This is a genomic window from Harryflintia acetispora (assembly GCA_004340125.1).
In the GTDB taxonomy this organism is placed as follows: Bacteria; Bacillota; Clostridia; order Oscillospirales; family Ruminococcaceae; genus Harryflintia; species Harryflintia acetispora.
Genome location: SLUK01000013.1, coordinates 64895 through 79537 on the forward strand (window position 1 = coordinate 64895; position 14643 = coordinate 79537).

The 14643-nt window shown below is 61.7% G+C and carries 16 protein-coding genes; 7 read left to right on the forward strand and 9 right to left on the reverse strand.

The features are described from left to right. Window positions 1-53: 53 nt before the first annotated feature. The 3 genes from EDD78_RS12620 to EDD78_RS12630 all read right to left on the reverse strand — a co-directional run bounded on the left by EDD78_RS12620 (window position 54) and on the right by EDD78_RS12630 (window position 2534). On the reverse strand, window positions 54-1328 hold the full coding sequence (locus tag EDD78_RS12620) for a DUF2262 domain-containing protein (protein WP_132085182.1): 1275 nt from the start codon (window positions 1326-1328) through the stop codon (window positions 54-56). A 37-nt stretch (window positions 1329-1365) separates the two neighbouring features. Then, on the reverse strand, window positions 1366-2154 hold the full coding sequence (gene proC / locus EDD78_RS12625; RefSeq protein WP_079697896.1) for a pyrroline-5-carboxylate reductase: 789 nt from the start codon (window positions 2152-2154) through the stop codon (window positions 1366-1368). Between the two features lie 68 nt (window positions 2155-2222). Further along, entirely contained in the window at window positions 2223-2534 is a 312-nt protein-coding gene (locus EDD78_RS12630) for an MGMT family protein (protein ID WP_341455965.1), read from the reverse strand. Between the two features lie 173 nt (window positions 2535-2707). Between EDD78_RS12630 and EDD78_RS12635 the strand changes: the two genes are divergently transcribed. Further along, window positions 2708-3634, forward strand: coding sequence for a 1-phosphofructokinase family hexose kinase (locus EDD78_RS12635; protein WP_117508179.1), 927 nt, complete (start codon window positions 2708-2710; stop codon window positions 3632-3634). 309 nt (window positions 3635-3943) lie between these two features. Here the strand turns inward: EDD78_RS12635 and EDD78_RS12640 are convergent, their stop codons facing one another. Further along, on the reverse strand, window positions 3944-5647 hold the full coding sequence (locus EDD78_RS12640) for a sensor domain-containing diguanylate cyclase (RefSeq protein ID WP_165873228.1): 1704 nt from the start codon (window positions 5645-5647) through the stop codon (window positions 3944-3946). A gap of 192 nt (window positions 5648-5839) precedes the next feature. Between EDD78_RS12640 and EDD78_RS12645 the strand changes: the two genes are divergently transcribed. Beyond that, window positions 5840-6019 carry a hypothetical protein gene (locus tag EDD78_RS12645; protein ID WP_079697893.1) on the forward strand — a complete coding sequence of 60 codons (180 nt, stop codon included), beginning with the start codon at window positions 5840-5842 and terminating at the stop codon, window positions 6017-6019. A 59-nt stretch (window positions 6020-6078) separates the two neighbouring features. Here EDD78_RS12645 and EDD78_RS12650 read toward each other — a convergent pair whose 3' ends face one another. From EDD78_RS12650 to EDD78_RS12665, 4 genes are all read right to left on the reverse strand, one after another. Continuing rightward, window positions 6079-6696 (reverse strand): hypothetical protein, encoded by a 618-nt coding sequence (locus tag EDD78_RS12650; protein ID WP_079697892.1) that lies wholly within the window; start codon window positions 6694-6696, stop codon window positions 6079-6081. Between the two features lie 2 nt (window positions 6697-6698). Then, entirely contained in the window at window positions 6699-6935 is a 237-nt protein-coding gene (locus EDD78_RS12655) for a hypothetical protein (protein ID WP_132085183.1), read from the reverse strand. Window positions 6936-7103: 168 nt separating this feature from the next. Next, window positions 7104-7643 carry a rubrerythrin gene (rbr, locus tag EDD78_RS12660; RefSeq protein ID WP_132085184.1) on the reverse strand — a complete coding sequence of 180 codons (540 nt, stop codon included), beginning with the start codon at window positions 7641-7643 and terminating at the stop codon, window positions 7104-7106. A 62-nt stretch (window positions 7644-7705) separates the two neighbouring features. Beyond that, window positions 7706-8110 carry a Fur family transcriptional regulator gene (locus tag EDD78_RS12665; RefSeq protein WP_079697889.1) on the reverse strand — a complete coding sequence of 135 codons (405 nt, stop codon included), beginning with the start codon at window positions 8108-8110 and terminating at the stop codon, window positions 7706-7708. Between the two features lie 400 nt (window positions 8111-8510). On the opposite strand from EDD78_RS12665, the gene EDD78_RS12670 reads away from it, so the two are divergent. The 4 genes from EDD78_RS12670 to EDD78_RS12685 are packed head-to-tail and all read left to right on the forward strand — an operon-like array spanning window position 8511 to window position 12876. Beyond that, window positions 8511-9485 carry a glycosyltransferase family 2 protein gene (locus tag EDD78_RS12670; protein WP_132085185.1) on the forward strand — a complete coding sequence of 325 codons (975 nt, stop codon included), beginning with the start codon at window positions 8511-8513 and terminating at the stop codon, window positions 9483-9485. A gap of 27 nt (window positions 9486-9512) precedes the next feature. Then, complete coding sequence (locus EDD78_RS12675; protein ID WP_132085186.1) at window positions 9513-10736, forward strand: EpsG family protein; 1224 nt, start codon at window positions 9513-9515, stop codon at window positions 10734-10736. 3 nt (window positions 10737-10739) lie between these two features. Continuing rightward, window positions 10740-11735 (forward strand): RluA family pseudouridine synthase, encoded by a 996-nt coding sequence (locus tag EDD78_RS12680; RefSeq protein WP_132085187.1) that lies wholly within the window; start codon window positions 10740-10742, stop codon window positions 11733-11735. After that, window positions 11725-12876, forward strand: a complete 1152-nt coding sequence (locus EDD78_RS12685) for a GDSL-type esterase/lipase family protein (RefSeq protein ID WP_132085188.1) — start codon at window positions 11725-11727, stop codon at window positions 12874-12876. Before EDD78_RS12680 ends, EDD78_RS12685 begins: the two co-directional genes overlap by 11 nt. A gap of 62 nt (window positions 12877-12938) precedes the next feature. Here EDD78_RS12685 and EDD78_RS12690 read toward each other — a convergent pair whose 3' ends face one another. After that, a complete protein-coding gene (locus EDD78_RS12690) occupies window positions 12939-13703 on the reverse strand; it encodes an ATP-binding protein (protein WP_132085189.1) in 765 nt (254 codons plus the stop codon). Between the two features lie 124 nt (window positions 13704-13827). Here EDD78_RS12690 and EDD78_RS12695 point away from each other — a divergent pair, with 124 nt between their 5' ends. Beyond that, window positions 13828-14499: a Crp/Fnr family transcriptional regulator gene (locus tag EDD78_RS12695; protein WP_132085190.1), complete on the forward strand. Its 672-nt coding sequence runs from the start codon at window positions 13828-13830 to the stop codon at window positions 14497-14499. Window positions 14500-14643: the final 144 nt, after the last annotated feature.

The window sequence follows — 14643 nt, forward strand, 5'->3', positions numbered from 1 at the left end:
TGTTTATAAAACGGTATGGACCTAAAACTTTAGCGGCTGCACGCCGGAACGGGTCACCCCTCCAGGTCTACGGATATCAGGGCATCGTCTTCTACATTCGCTGTGATCCAGTGGCCGGCAAAGGAGTCGTGCTCATCTGTAAAGGCGAGTTCCAGCCTGAAGTGAGCCTCCCCCGCCTCGTCCGGGGAGGTCTTTACGATGAGGGAGGTGATCTGCAGCCCGGCGGCAAACTCCTCCAGGGACAGAGGAGGCAGCTCCGGTTCCGAGTCCTCCCGCCAGGCCTGGCAGGTTGGGTACAGCTCCTGGGCCGCCCGGCGCTGCCAGGCTTCCTCACCCTCCCACTCCAGCCTATCCAGGCGCTTGGCCAGGGCATTTAGGTGCTGCTGTATAGCCTCCTTGTGGGGACAGGGTATGCTGGTTTTTTTCCGCCCCTCTTTCCGCACGGCCTGAATGGCCATCTCCATATACTCGACTTTTTCCTCCGGACCCACCAGAGGGTCCTCCCACAGCTCCTCCATCAGCTTGAGCCGCTCCTGGAGAGGTTTGCCGGAGTATTCAGCCTCTATCGTTTTATCGATGTAGGCGTCATACTCCTCCGGCGTCATTTTCCGGGGAAGGTTCCACAGGCGGTTTCCTCCCTCGACCATCTCGTCGGTGAGCCGGTCTAAGCTGAGAATCATCTCCGCCAGGCCGGGGCCTATATCAATCTGCTGCTGTTTTGCAGTTTCCGCTACCGTCTGCGCCACCCCCAGCAGTTTGCACAACCCCTCGCAGAGCTTGGTGTCATGCCGCAGCAGCTCTTCGGGAAGTTTTGCGTTTGCAAACAGCTCCTTCATGCCGCCCAGGATCGATGCTGCTTTCCGGCACTTGTCCGCTGGCTCCAAACTTTCATCCATCCAAATCTGAAACGCCTCAGCCATAGGAAGGATCAACCTGTCGTTGCCAAAAAACGCGATGCCCCGTTCCTCCAGCGCCCGGTCCGGCGGCGGAGGGAATGTGGCCCGCAGCGCCGCCAGCTTTGCCTCCACCCGCTCGATGTACGCCTGCTTCTCAGGGTCCCGCAGATGCCGGGAACTCCGCGGTTTGTGCTCCGGCTTGTGGGGCTGGGCCAGCAGGTCTATGGGCGCCTCAAAGGGCTGCACCTCCAGGTAGAAATCGATCTTTTTGCCCCACAGCGTCCCCTTGGCGCCGTCCTCGGCGGTGGCGTAGCCATAGAGCCACTCTTGATGTGCTTCGGGCCAAAAAGCGGTATGCTCCTTCAGGGTGACGGCCTTTTGCCCTGCCAACCCTTCCGGCACCAGAAAGCGCCATTTTTTTGTGTCGTCCATGTTCTGTGTCGCTCCTTTTTGGTGTCTCATTTCCTTGTCATTTCCCTTCGATCGCGTCGATCGCGTCGAGCACGGCGGCGCGCAGGCCGCCCCGTTCCAGGGCCGCCACCCCCTTGATGGTGGTACCGCCCGGCGAGCAGACGGCATCCTTCATCGCGCCGGGATGCGCGCCGCTTTGCAGCTGTAAAGCGCCGGTGCCCACAATCATCTGGCTGGCGAGCCGGTAGGAGAGAGCGCGCGGCAGGCCGTGCTTGACCCCCGCGTCGGCCAGCGCCTCGAGGAACATGCTGGCAAAGGCCGGGCCGCAGCCGCTGACCGTCCCGGCCACGCCCAGCTGCGAAGTCTCCACCGGCTGCACCAGGCCGACCTGGGAGAATATCCGCTCGAAGTGCCGGTAATCCTCCCCGCTCAGCGAATGCCGGCGCTCGCAGACGATGATCCCCTCGCCCACCGAGACCGGGGTGTTGGGGATGGTGCTCAAATGCCGCGTGCCGGGCAGCAGCACCTCCTCATACCGCTCGAACGGGTAGCCTGCCGCCACCGAGACGACGGCGCGCTCGTGCAGCACCTCGCGGATCGGGGAGAGCACCTCGGCCACCAGATGGGGCTTGACGGCGATAATCACCATGTCAGTCTCCTGTGCGACCTCCTGCGCGTCGCGGCAGGGGTTGATCCCCCTCTGCGCGCAGTTTTGACGCAGCTTTTCATAATCCTTCGCGCAGGCGTAAAGGTCCTGCGGCGCGACCGCCTTTTTCAGCAGCAGCCCGTCGGCCAGCGCCTGCGCCATGTTGCCAAAGCCGATAAACCCGATTTTGTAGTTTTCCATTTATATCCCCGTTCCTTTCTTTGTCGAGGCTGGCCGTCTAATTGCCCGCCCTACGGACATGGGCATTTTTATTTTCCGTCCCAGCCGCTGTGGGCGAGATCCACCCGCCCGTCCGGCAGAAAGCGGACCCCCTCGCCCTCGAGCGCCTGGCGCTGCAGGTCGGGGGAGCCGAAGGCGTCGCCGGGGCAGAGCGATCCGTCGCGGTAGACCACCCGGTGGCAGGGCAGGCCCTCCCGCTCGGGCACGGCGGCCATCAGCGCACCCACGATCCGGCTCGCGCGCGGCGAGCCCGCCATCAGCGCGATCTGCCCGTAGGTAGCCACCTTTCCTGCCGGGATGCGGCGCACCGCGCCGTAGACCATCTGTGTAAAGGGAGACACCGTATCCTTCCTTTCTTTAGGCCACTTTGCCTTGCCGCATGGGGCCCGCATCGGTGCGGACAAACTTGTATGGCTTACTGATTATTATAGTGCGTGAGGGGAAAATCTGCAAGCGGTTGCGGCACTTCGCACAAGGTGGTATGATCGGGGGGAAGAAAGGAAGGGGATTTCCCATGATCTATACCGTCACCCTCAACCCGTCGCTGGACTACCGGATGGACTTCGGCCATCTGAGGCTGGGGGAGCTTTGCCGCGCCACGGGCACAGCGCTCACCTTTGGAGGGAAGGGGATCAATGTTTCGGTGGTGCTGCGGCGTCTCGGGGTCGAGAGCCGCGCGCTCGGCTTCCTGGGCGGCTTTTGCGGGAAAGAAATTGCCGCGCAGCTACAGGCAGAGGGCTGCCACAGCGACTTTCTGTGGCTGGATGGCCAGAACAGCCGGATCAACGTCAAGCTCCTGGGGACAGAGGAGACCGAGCTGGGCGCCCCCGGCCCGGTGCTGGGAGAGCGGGACCTCGGGCGGCTGCACCAAAAGCTCTGCTCCCTGCTGCGGGAGGGGGATGCCCTGGTGCTCAGCGGCAGTGCGCCGAGAGGCGTGCCGCCGGACGTTTACGGGGAAATCCTGCGCCGCCTTGCCGGGCGGGGGATCGCGGCGGTGGTGGATGCCGGCCGGGACCTGCTCCTGCCGGCATTGGAGCACCGCCCGCTGCTGATCAAGCCGAACCTTTGCGAGCTGGGTGAAATCTTTGGAGCGCCGCCGGAAGGCCTGCCGCAGCTGCTCGGCTATGCCCGCCAGCTGCACCGGCGCGGCGCGCAGAATGTGCTGGTTTCATTGGGAGCGCAGGGTGCACTGCTGCTGCCGAGGCAAGGGAATCCCCTTTACGCTGCTGCGCCGCCCGGGAAGGCAGGGGGGACCACCGGGGCCGGTGATTCGATGGTGGCGGGCTTCCTCGCGGGGCTGCCGCAGGGGATGCGCCATGCGCTGGCGCTGGGGGTCGCCGCCGGCAGCGCGACCGCCTTTGGCGAAGGCCTTGCCGGGCCGGCGCAGATTGCGGCGCTGCTTGCTAAGGTCACGGTGCGGGAACTGGACGGGGAAGCATAGGCATATAAATTCTGCATGAGCGCAATGTTGCGCTCATGCAGAATTTTTTTATTGCTTTGCTTACGCCCGGCGGCGGGGAGATCCAAGGCTTGGAAGGAATGAAACACTCCGAGGTTGCCTGCAGATTATTTCGCTAAAGGAAACTTTAGCGAAATAGAGGGAAACAAAAACAGCCTGTCACGCAGACAGGCAAGGCCGCGAAATCCGGCCCCCGGCCGAGGGAGCACGCGGCCGGACCGCGCGGCAGCGCTCGGGAAACGGCACGGCCGCAAAGAATGACGGCGCCGGGACAGGGCGCAATTGTGCCGCTCAGCGCTCGATCTCCCGGTACTGCACGACCTGGTCGCGGCCGCGGCGCTTGGCTTCGTAGAGCGCCAGGTCCGCCTTCTGGTAGAGCAGGCGGAAATTGAGCCCATCCTGTGGGAAGCGCGCCACCCCGAAGCTGCCGCTGAGCCGGTACTGCCGGCTGGGCTGCATAAGGCTCACGCGCAGCGCGTCCAGCCGCAGATGCACATCCTCGTCGCTCAACACGTCGCGCAGGAAGATGAGGAACTCGTCCCCGCCCAGCCGCCCGCACAGGTCGCCCCCATGCAGACCGGCCTGCAGGCCCCTGGCCACCTCGATGAGCGCCTGGTCGCCCGCCTGATGGCCCTGCGTGTCGTTGAGCTCCTTGAAATGGTCGATGTCCAGGATTACAAAGGCGTGTTGCCCCTCCCCGTCCCGGCGCAGCAGCGGGGACAGGTGGCTGATCAGCGCACGGCGGTTATAGATCCCGGTCAGCGGGTCGCTCTGGCTGAGCTGCTTCATCTGGAGCTGGCGCCGCTTCTCCTCGTCTATGCTCTTGATCAGCACAAAGGCGCGCACCGCGTCCGAAAACGGGTCGTCGATCATCTGGATTTCGAGCAGGGCCCAACGCACCAGCCCCCGCTCGTCGTAACGCCGGTGCTCGCAGCAGAGCTCGTGGACGCCCTCCCTGTGCTTGCGCAGCAGGGCCTTGCGGTCCAGCGCCTGCTCATACTTGCGGCGGTCTTCGGGATGTACGAAGTGCTCGGCCGCGTAATCGGTGATCTGGGAGAACGAGGCGCGCAGCGCCTCCGGGATCTGGGTGGCAACCTGCCCCTCGAGCCGGCCGCAGATGTCGTCGGTGAGGTTGAACTCATAATAGGAGATGCAATCCTTCACCTTCTCCTCATAGGTCTGCCGCCAGCGCCGGTAGGCGACCTCCTTCTCGTGCAGGTCGGTGCAGTCGTAGTAGGAAAGGATCGCGCTGGCCGGCTCCCCCTTGTCGTCACAGACCAGGGTATAATCCACATGGTACCAGCAAAAACAGCCCTTTTCACTGTTCCACATGCGGAAGGTGCCGCTGCCCTTGTCCTGTCCGGCGTGCATCTGGTCGGCGAAGCGGCGGCAGTCGGCCGCGCATTCGGGCGCCACCGCGCCGCAGGCGGCGAAATGGTTGAAGGCGTCGGGCACCACCGGCCCGGTGCCGAGCATGCGCGCCGCGCCCTCGGGAAGCGACAGGGTCCGGGAGCGGATGTCATAGCGGCAGATGATCTTGCCCGACTGCCCGATGGCAATGCGGTTCTCCTCCTCGCTGATGCGCAGCGCCTCCTCGGCCCGCTTGCGGTCGGTGATGTTGAAGACCGCGCCGAGCATGGTGCCCTCTTCGGGGTCGTAGACGGCGCGCACCAACACCCAGATTTGTTCCCGGGAGCGGGTGACGCAGCGGTTTTCCAGCTCGAAATGATACTGCCCGTGCGCGATATGGCCGCGCATCTCCTGCAATACCCGGCTGTATTCGTCGCCTTCGAGGATAAACCGGCAATTGTCGAAGCCCTCTTTGGCGGCGGCTTCGGCGGAGTATCCAAAGCAGCGGTAAAAATATTCGTTGCCGTAAAGCAGGCTCATGCGCTCGTCGAGCACCATCCGAAAAATCCCGCAGGGGATTTCTTCCGCCAGCGGCGCTTTCTGCCGCGCGGGCAGCACCGCCGCGGGGTATACGCTGTCGTCCATCTCTGATCTCCTTCTGTCAAGTAATTGCTCGCCTTGCCAAATAACCGTGGAAGGAAGCCGCCCACGGCGCCGCCCGCGCGGGACGGCCCCCATACCGGGCAGCGCCTCTAACTGTATTCGTTTTTGTATTCGTATAACGCATCTATATTTAGAATACACTATGTAATACGATTATTCAAGAGGTGAGATGAAATGGCGCAGTTCATACCCAAGCAGTATAAAAAGGATCCCATTACATTCCGCATTGAATTTGAAAAGCTGGAAAAAATTGACCGCCTGGCCGCCACCTACGATATGAGCCGGAGCGCATTCATCAACCAATGCATCGATTTTGCACTGGAAAACATGCCGAAAGGGCCGAAAAGGGATTGAGGTGGCAGGATGACATAAAGGGGACGGACGGCAGAAAGCCGCCCGTCCCTTTTTCCCGTTTAAAGCGAATAGTCGATGATCCACTGATCAAGGCTGTAAAAGTCGTCCTCGCCCAGCCCGTAGAGGCCCTCTTCGTCCCGGTACACCAGCACGCTCACCGTGCGTTCCTCGGTGTAGCCTATCTGCGGAATGTATGCGCGCACCGCCCCGATGATCCCGTTTGCAAGGTCGTCGTTTTGCTCCGGGCCGCCGCTTTGGGCGGCCAGCTCATTGATCTTTGCGTCGACCGCGCTGCCGCTGATCGAGAAGATGTCGATCGGGCTGATCGTCACCTCGACGCGGTACCCTTCGCCGGTCTTCTGGGCCTCCCCCACCGTGTACTTCGATTTTTGATAGATCTCCCGGTACATTGAAATGAGCTCGTCACGCACCGGCTGCGAAACGCTCTCTATTCCATAATACTGCAAAAAGACGTCCGCCTCAGCGTCCAGCCCCTGGAGGAATTCGTCCTTTGCCTGCTCGGCGGTGACGCCGGTCAGTTCGATGTAGTCGTCGTACCGTTCCAGATAGGTCGAGTCCAGGATCCCCTGCACGTAGCGGGAGGCGTCAAACTCCGTCGGGGCGCACCCGCCCAAGAGGCAAAGGGCCGCCAGAAGCCCAATGACCCGTTTGATCATTTTCATCGCTCCTGTCCGATATATTTTGAAAAGAAGGGCCGGAGATAATCATAGGCCTTGCGGCTGTGCACGATATAACTGCCGTGCGTCTCCCCCGGTAGGATGCGAAGGCTCCCCTTCGGGATGGACCTGGCGATCAGCTTGGTGTGGTCCTCCCCGTTGCCATGCAGCAGGACCACCGCCGGGCCCGCACCGCTGCGCTCGTAGTAGAGCTCGGCCAACGGTAACGATAGTATCACTCCCCCGCCCCCTTTATCAAACGTTTTCCAAGGCCATTCTACCACCCCCTGCGGGAAATGAGAAGGCCATACCGGAAAGAAAGGCCCTGTATCAAATTTCGATACAGGGCTTGTAACATTATTTTCGGAAGGTAACCAGTTTGAAAGATAAATCTTTCAAACCGTCAATTAATAATTCTCGCAGCGCAGCTCAAAGTAAGCCCTCGGATGGGCGCAGACCGGGCAGACCTCGGGCGCGCTGTCGCCGATGTGGATATGGCCGCAGTTGCGGCAGACCCAGACGACCTTCTCGTCCTTTTTGAAGACCTTGTCGGCCTTGACGTTCTCGAGCAGCTTGCGGTAGCGCTCCTCGTGGCTCTTCTCCACCTTGGCGACGCCTTCGAACTGGGCGGCGAGCTTCGTGAAGCCTTCCTCGCGGGCGACCTTGGCGAACTCGGCATACATCTCAGTCCACTCGTAATTTTCACCCTCGGCGGCGTCGAGGAGATTCTGCGGGGTCTCGGGAACCTTGTCGCCGTGCAGAGCCTTGAACCACAGCTCGGCATGCTCCTTCTCGTTGGCGGCGGTCTCCGCAAAGATGGCGGAAATCTGCTCATAGCCTTCCTTCTTCGCCTTGGAGGCGTAGTAGGTGTATTTGTTTCTCGCCTGGCTCTCGCCGGCAAACGCGGTCAACAGATTGGCTTCAGTCTTGGAACCTTTTAATTCCATGTTCAGTCTCTCCTTCATTATGTAATATATTGTGTGAACGTCCCTACCCTTTGGACGTTTGATCACCTTTTGTAAGTCTCCCCCCGCCGTGCCTGGCAGTCCGGGCAGAGCCCGGTGAAGACGATGTCATAGCCCTCCATCCGGTAGCCGCTGAGCTCACCGGCCCGCTCGGCGAGCCCGCTCTGGTACGGGAGGGGCGAATCCTCGAACCGTCCGCAGCCGCGGCAGAGCATGTGGTAATGCCGGTGGACCGAAAAGTCATACCGGTCGGCCCCGCCGGGCACGGCAATCTTCTTGCAGAGCCCCTGCTCGGCCAGGGAATTTAAGTTGCGGTAGACCGTGGCCAGGCTGATGTTTTCATAATCCTTTGCGACCTCGGCATAGACCTCCTCGGCCGTGGCGTGGGTGTGCAGGGTATTGAGGGCTTGCAGCACCATCTGGCGCTGAAGCGTGTTGCGTTTTGGCATGGCATTGGCCCTCTTTTTAAAATGCGCTCTTTTTCGATAAAATTTATTAATTGATAATTTCTATTAATAGAATACCACCGGCGGAAATCTTTGTCAAGGGAATTTTTGAAAATATTTTTGTCATCGGCGGCTGCACAAAGGGGACTTCCCGCAGCTTTCACCAAATTAACACCTTCTTCATTGAATGCATCCTTCCCCTATGCTATAATAACCGCATGGCGGTTATTATAGAGTTTAATGGCCCGCCTACGGCGTTGGCCAATGATAGCACTGCGTTTCACTTGTGCTATCATTACTTTGTTATAACTGCCCCGCGCTTTTGGCCCGGGGCGGGCGGCATAAAACGCCCTGGAATTCCCAGAATATAATAGGAAAGCTGACAGAGAAAGGAAGACCGCCCATGCCACAGGAACCAAGGCCCGAGGGCCAGCGCCTCTATATGGTCATCCCTTGCTACAACGAGGAGGAGGTCCTGCCCGAGACCGCCAAGCGGCTGCGGCAAAAATACGATACCCTGATCGCGGCCGGGCGGATCGCTAAGAATAGCCGGATTTTGCTGGTCAACGACGGCTCGAAGGACCGTACCTGGGAGATCATTGAGCGGCTGCATGGGAGCGACCCCGTCTTTTCCGGGATCAAGCTCTCCCGCAACCGCGGGCACCAGAACGCCCTGCTCGCCGGGCTGCTGACGGCCAAGGAGCACGCCGACCTCACCATCTCGATGGATGCCGACCTGCAGGACGACATCGGCGTGATCGACAAGTTCCTCGACGAATACTACCAGAACGGCTGCGACGTGGTCTATGGGGTGCGATCCTCCCGCAAGAAGGACACCTTCTTCAAGCGCGCCACCGCCGAGGGGTTCTATAAGTTTATGCGCCTGATGGGGGTGGACATCGTCTTTAACCACGCCGACTGCCGGCTGATGAGCCACCGGGCGGTCGAGGGGCTGGGGGAGTTCCGCGAGGTCAACCTCTTTTTGCGCGGGGTGGTGCCGCTGGTGGGCTACAAGAGCGCCGTCGCCACCTACGAGCGCAGCGAGCGCTTCGCGGGCGAATCGAAGTATCCACTCAAAAAGATGCTTTCCTTCGCCTTCGACGGGATCACCTCGTTTTCGATCAAGCCGATCCGGCTGATCACCACCCTGGGTGTGCTGATCTTCCTCTTCAGCTTCCTGATCCTTCTCTATGCGCTGATCCGCTGGGCCACCGGCAACACCGTGGAGGGCTGGACCTTTTTGATCTTCTCGATCTGGATGCTCGGCGGGATCCAGCTGCTCAGCCTCGGGGTGATCGGGGAATACGTCGGCAAGATCTACGCCGAGGCCAAGGCGCGACCGAAATACATCATCGAGACCTTTTTAAATGAAGATTAAAAAGGACACAGACAAGGTGGGTGCACATTGACGGTATATTATCTTCTCCTGCTGCTGATCGTCGGGCTGGGGCTTTGGATCGGCCGGGACGGCCAGGGCCGCGCAAAGCGCGCGCTCTATGTAGGGACCGTGACGCTGGCGCTGATCGCCGTGGCGTCGCTGCGCTACGGAATCGGGTTTGATTACCCAAACTACATCAAATACCTCTTTCCCCAGATCCGGGCGCTGCCTTGGGGGGAGCTTTTGTCCTCCCCGGCCGAGCCGGGCTTCACCATTCTGACCAAGGCGCTGATGGCGATCAGTGACACGCCGTTCTTCCTCTATACGGTCTACGCCGTGCTCACCATCGGGATCGTGGGGTATGTCGTCTACCGGCATTCGGCACTGCCCTGGCTGTCGATGTTCTGCTTCGTCACGCTGCAATACTTCGCCTCGTCGATGAACCTCATGCGCCAGACCCTGGCCGCCGCCATCTGCCTGCTGGCCATCCCCTATCTGCAAAAGCGCAGGCCCCTCCCCTACTTTCTCATTGTGCTGCTGGCGGCCTCCTTCCACAAGACGGCGCTGATCCTGGTCGCGGTCTACTTTTTGACCCTGCTGCCCTTAAACCGGTATACCGCCGCCGCATACGCCGGGGGCGGGCTGCTGATTTTTCTCTTCTCCGATTTCCTGATGGAGCTGGCGCTGCGCTTCACGAACAAGACTTACACCGCCGGTACCGTCTTTTACGAGGGGAGCTCGTTTTCCTACATCGTCATTTTGATCCTGCTGGCAGCCGGGGTGCTGCTGGCCGGGAAACGGCTGCTTATAAAGGATGAACGAAACGTCGTCTACCTCGACTATATGATCTACGGGATCTTCTTTTCCGCCCTGATCGTGCGCCACTCGATCGTCGAGCGGTTCGCCCTCTATTTCATGATGGCCCTGATCCTCACCGTGCCCATGATGGTCCTCTCCCTGCGCCCGGACGAAAACGCACCGGTTAAGAGCGACGGAAAATTCCGCAGCGACAAGGCCAAGGCCGCCTACGAGCGGGGGCAGCGCCGCGAGCAGCGCCAGGTCTACTATTCGGTGCTCGCGGGGGTGTGCGTGCTCTGCTTCGTGCACTTTTTGCTGGCGGCCAACTACAAGTTCCACAACACCTATCCCTATTACTCCATCTTTTCGGATGAGGCCAGGAGCGGGCAGGAGATCGTCTACATCCCCTACGGCTCGGACGAGCCCTTCCAGGGGCTGTATGTGGAGGAGTAGCGGATGAAGGAAGTCACCATTGGGAAAAACGACGCCGGGCAGCGGCTGGACAAGTTCTTATTTAAAACCTTCCCCGACCTGCCCGCCTCGATTCTCTATAAGTCGATCCGCCTCAAACGGATCAAGGTCGGCGGCAAGCGCGCCGCGATCGGCCAGGTGCTCTGCGAGGGCGACCGGCTGCAGCTCTACGTCAACGACGAATTCCTCGGCCAGGCGCAAAAGCGGGAGCTCTTCCACGCGGTGCCAAAGGCGCTGGAAATCGTCTACGAGGACCAGAACCTCCTGCTGCTCGACAAGCCCGCGGGGCTCCTCTGCCACGAGGACCAGCGCGAGCGGCGGGACACGCTCGTCAACCGGATGCTATGCTACCTCTACGAGAAGGGCGAATACGACCCCGCCGCCGAGCAGAGCTTCACCCCGGCGCTCTGCAACCGGATCGACCGCAATACCGGGGGACTGGTGATCGCCGCCAAGACGGCGGCGGCGCTGCGGGAGATGGACGAGCTGCTGCGCAGCCGCGGGGTCGAGAAGCAGTATCTGTGTATCGCGCTCGGGCGGCTGCCGAAGGAGCGCGACCTGCTGCGCGGCTACCACACCAAGGACGAGGCGAAGGGCCTCGTCAAAATTACCCCCGCCCCGCGCGAGGGAGCGCGCACCGCGCTGACCGAATACCGGGTGCTGGACTGCAAGGACGGGCTCTCGCTGCTGCTTGTCACCCTGCACACCGGGCGCACCCATCAGATCCGCGCCCATCTGGCCGCGGTCGGCCACCCGCTGCTGGGGGACACCAAATACGGCACCGCGAAGCAGAACGAGCGCTATGGCGAGCGCCGGCAGATGCTCTGCTCGTTTTCGCTGCGCTTTCCCGACCTGCCGCAGCACAGCGCGCTGCACGCGCTGTCCGGGCGGCGCTTCCAGGTGGGGCAGGTGGAGTTCCTGTCGCGTTACTTTACAGACTATCAAAACTTTCCAATAAGGGGAACAGAGGATGAATGTTAAAATCGACCGCAGCCGCCGTCCGAGGCGCAATTACACCGTCTTGGTGGCGGTGATCGCCATTTTGCTGGCGATCATTATCCCGACCGGGCTGATCCTGCTCAAAAACGGCTTTCAAAAAGAGAACCCCCTGCCGCCCGAGGAGCCCGAAAGCCTGCCCTCCTCCAGCGAGGAGTCCTCGTCCGAGCCCGAGGAGGAGCCGGTCTTCAACCTCTCTTCCCTCTACCTTGGGGTGCCCGAGAGCGTGCAGGTCGAGCAGAGCTATTTCGACGATGCGGCCTTCTTCGGGGATTCGATCACCAACGGGATTTCGGTTTACGCCTTCATGTCCAATGCCGAGGTGATCGCCGCCACCGGGGTCAACCCGGACAGCGTGCTCACCAAGGAGGCCGTCCCCGTCGAGGGCGAGGAGCAGCGGATCACCATGATCGAGGCGCTGCGGCGGGCCGACCCCAAAAAGATTTACATCCAGCTGGGGGCCAACTGGGTGGGGACCAACACTGGGATCGACAAGGAAACCTTCCTGCACCACTATCGCGACATGCTGCGCCGGATCCGCAGCGAGCACCCGCAGAGCGTCGTCTACCTGCAGTCGATGTTCCCGGTCTCCCGTGCCTTCTCCTCCAACGAGAACGGCAAGAACGGGAACGGCCTGACCATCGAAATTATAAAGGATTATAACGAGTCGCTGCGCCAGCTCGCCAGCGAGGAAGCGGTCTTTTATCTGGACATCTACCCCGCCCTGGCAGACGAGGAGGGATACCTCCCCGACGACGCGACCGCCGACGGCATGCACCTGACCTCGCAGTATTACGAGCACTGGTTCCATTTCCTGCGCACCCACACCGTCGAGGGGGCGATCACCGCCGCCGGGTTTGACCCCGGGCGGGAGCTGGTCTTCCCCGCCCCGCCCGAGCTCCCCAAAGAGGAAACGTCCTCCAATGAGTCCGCGTCCTCCGAGGAGGACGCGACCTCTTCACAGGATGAGAGCTCCTCCAGCCCTGCTCCGCCGGAGAGCTCTTCCCCTGACGAGCAGGCCGTGCAGGCCGCCGCCCAGGACTCCGTGAGCGCGTCGCAGCAGTCCGCGGAACCGTCCGACGAAGAACCGGTCATCCTCGACGAGGACGGCGAAGCGCTCCAGTAGCCATCAAACAAACCGCCCGCCCCCGGCAAGAGCCGGGGGCGGGCGTTCGGTTTTTTGTACTTTTAGCGGCTGAGCACCCGCCCGTCGGTGGAAAGGACGTCCACCTGCCAGGGGATGACCTTCCCGCTTTGCCGCAGCGCCTCGCGCACCGCATGCTCAATCCCGCCGCAGCAGGGCACCTCCATGCGCACCACCCGCAGGGAGCGGATGTCGTTTTGGCTGAGGATCTCGCTAAGCTTCTCGGCGTAGTCGCACCCGTCGAGCTTGGGGCAGCCGATCAAGGTCACCCGCCCGTCCATGTACCGGCCGTGGAAATCCCCGCAGGCGTAGGCGGTGCAGTCGGCGGCGATCAGCAGGTCGGCCCCGTCAAAGTAGGGTGCGTGCACCGGCACGAGCTTTAGCTGCACCGGCCACTGGCGCAGCGCGCTGAGCGTATCGCCCCCCGGCCCAAAGGCCGGGGGATTCCCGGCGCCCGGGGCTGTTTCGCGCCCCGCCCGCTCCAGGACCCGGCTTTCACTGCCCGGGCAGCCGCAGGGAAGCCTCTCCCCGTCCGTCCCGGCTTTTTCATGGTTCGCCGCAGCCCCGGCCTTTGCAGATTGTGCGGCTTTCACGGCCGCTTCATCGTAGGCCGGGGCCTCGCGCTCCTCGAAGCTGATCGCTCCGGTGGGGCAGGCGGGCAGGCAGTCGCCCAGCCCGTCGCAGTAATCCTCCCGCAGGAGCCTGGCCTTCCCGTCCACCATCCCGATCGCCCCCTCGTGGCAGGCCTTGGCGCAGATACCGCAGCCGTTGCAGCGCTCTTCGTCTATCTTGATGATCTTCCGTTTCATTTTTTATTACCTTCCTTTCTGATACACAAAACCATTCCCTTGCCTTTCCACGGCTATCATACTATACTAAAGCTGGAATGTATGTTGTTTTTCCAACAAATCTAAAAAATTGAGGAGCATCCTTATGCTGGAATACCAGGAAATCATCTTAAACGCCCCCCTTTTTCGCGGGATCGGGGCCGAAGAGCTCCCCGCCCTGCTGCAGGTCCTGCAGGGGCGGGTGCGCCGCTTTGGTGAGGGCGAGCTGCTCTTCCTGGCGGGCGAGGCGGCGCACAGCGCCGGGCTGCTGCTCGAGGGGCGGCTGCAGCTCCTGCGGGAGGAGTACGGCGGCAGCCGGACCTTGCAAGCGCAGCTTTCGCCCGGCGAGCTCTTCGGGGAGAGCCCGGCCCTCCTCCCGGACGGGGCGGGCCGGCTGCCGGTGACGGTGCAGGCGGCGGCTCCCAGCACAGTGCTGCTGCTGGAGCTCGGCCGCACGGTGGGCGGATGCCCGGGGAGCTGTAAGTGCCACCAGAAGCTGATGGAAAACCTGCTGGAGGTGCTGGCGCAAAAAAACCTGCTGCTCAACCGCAGGCTCGGGCATCTCTGCCGGCGCACCACCCGCGACAAGCTGCTTTCCTTCCTCCACGAGCAGGCGGCAGCAGCCGGGAGCAACGCCTTCGCCATCCCCTTTGACCGGCAGCAGCTGGCCGACTACCTCTGCGTCGAACGCAGCGCCATGTCGGCCGCCCTCTCCCGCCTGCGGGAGGAGGGGCTGATCAGCTATCGGCGCAGCCGCTTCTGGCTGACCGGAAAATGAACCGCAACCGACCGCGGCCGTCCCAAAAAGGACGGCCGCGGTTTCTTACCCGGTATGAGGGTTTTTTCTCCCGGTTCGCCCTTTTCCCCTAATATCAGTCATAAATTCCCCCTCATTTTGGTGATAGGTGTCCGCGCTATGACC

Excerpts from the sequence above, each read along its gene's own strand:
- rbr (WP_132085184.1), bottom strand. The coding sequence starts at position 7,643 with ATGGAATTAAAAGGTTCCAAGACTGAAGCCAATCTGTTGACCGCGTTT.
- EDD78_RS12670 (WP_132085185.1), top strand. The coding sequence starts at position 8,511 with ATGCCACAGGAACCAAGGCCCGAGGGCCAGCGCCTCTATATGGTCATC.
- EDD78_RS12685 (WP_132085188.1), top strand. The coding sequence starts at position 11,725 with ATGAATGTTAAAATCGACCGCAGCCGCCGTCCGAGGCGCAATTACACC.
- EDD78_RS12690 (WP_132085189.1), bottom strand. The coding sequence starts at position 13,703 with ATGAAACGGAAGATCATCAAGATAGACGAAGAGCGCTGCAACGGCTGC.
- EDD78_RS12635 (WP_117508179.1), top strand. The coding sequence starts at position 2,708 with ATGATCTATACCGTCACCCTCAACCCGTCGCTGGACTACCGGATGGAC.
- EDD78_RS12645 (WP_079697893.1), top strand. The coding sequence starts at position 5,840 with ATGGCGCAGTTCATACCCAAGCAGTATAAAAAGGATCCCATTACATTC.
- EDD78_RS12640 (WP_165873228.1), bottom strand. The coding sequence starts at position 5,647 with ATGGACGACAGCGTATACCCCGCGGCGGTGCTGCCCGCGCGGCAGAAA.
- EDD78_RS12650 (WP_079697892.1), bottom strand. The coding sequence starts at position 6,696 with ATGATCAAACGGGTCATTGGGCTTCTGGCGGCCCTTTGCCTCTTGGGC.
- EDD78_RS12680 (WP_132085187.1), top strand. The coding sequence starts at position 10,740 with ATGAAGGAAGTCACCATTGGGAAAAACGACGCCGGGCAGCGGCTGGAC.
- proC (WP_079697896.1), bottom strand. The coding sequence starts at position 2,154 with ATGGAAAACTACAAAATCGGGTTTATCGGCTTTGGCAACATGGCGCAG.
- EDD78_RS12695 (WP_132085190.1), top strand. The coding sequence starts at position 13,828 with ATGCTGGAATACCAGGAAATCATCTTAAACGCCCCCCTTTTTCGCGGG.
- EDD78_RS12620 (WP_132085182.1), bottom strand. The coding sequence starts at position 1,328 with ATGGACGACACAAAAAAATGGCGCTTTCTGGTGCCGGAAGGGTTGGCA.
- EDD78_RS12665 (WP_079697889.1), bottom strand. The coding sequence starts at position 8,110 with ATGCCAAAACGCAACACGCTTCAGCGCCAGATGGTGCTGCAAGCCCTC.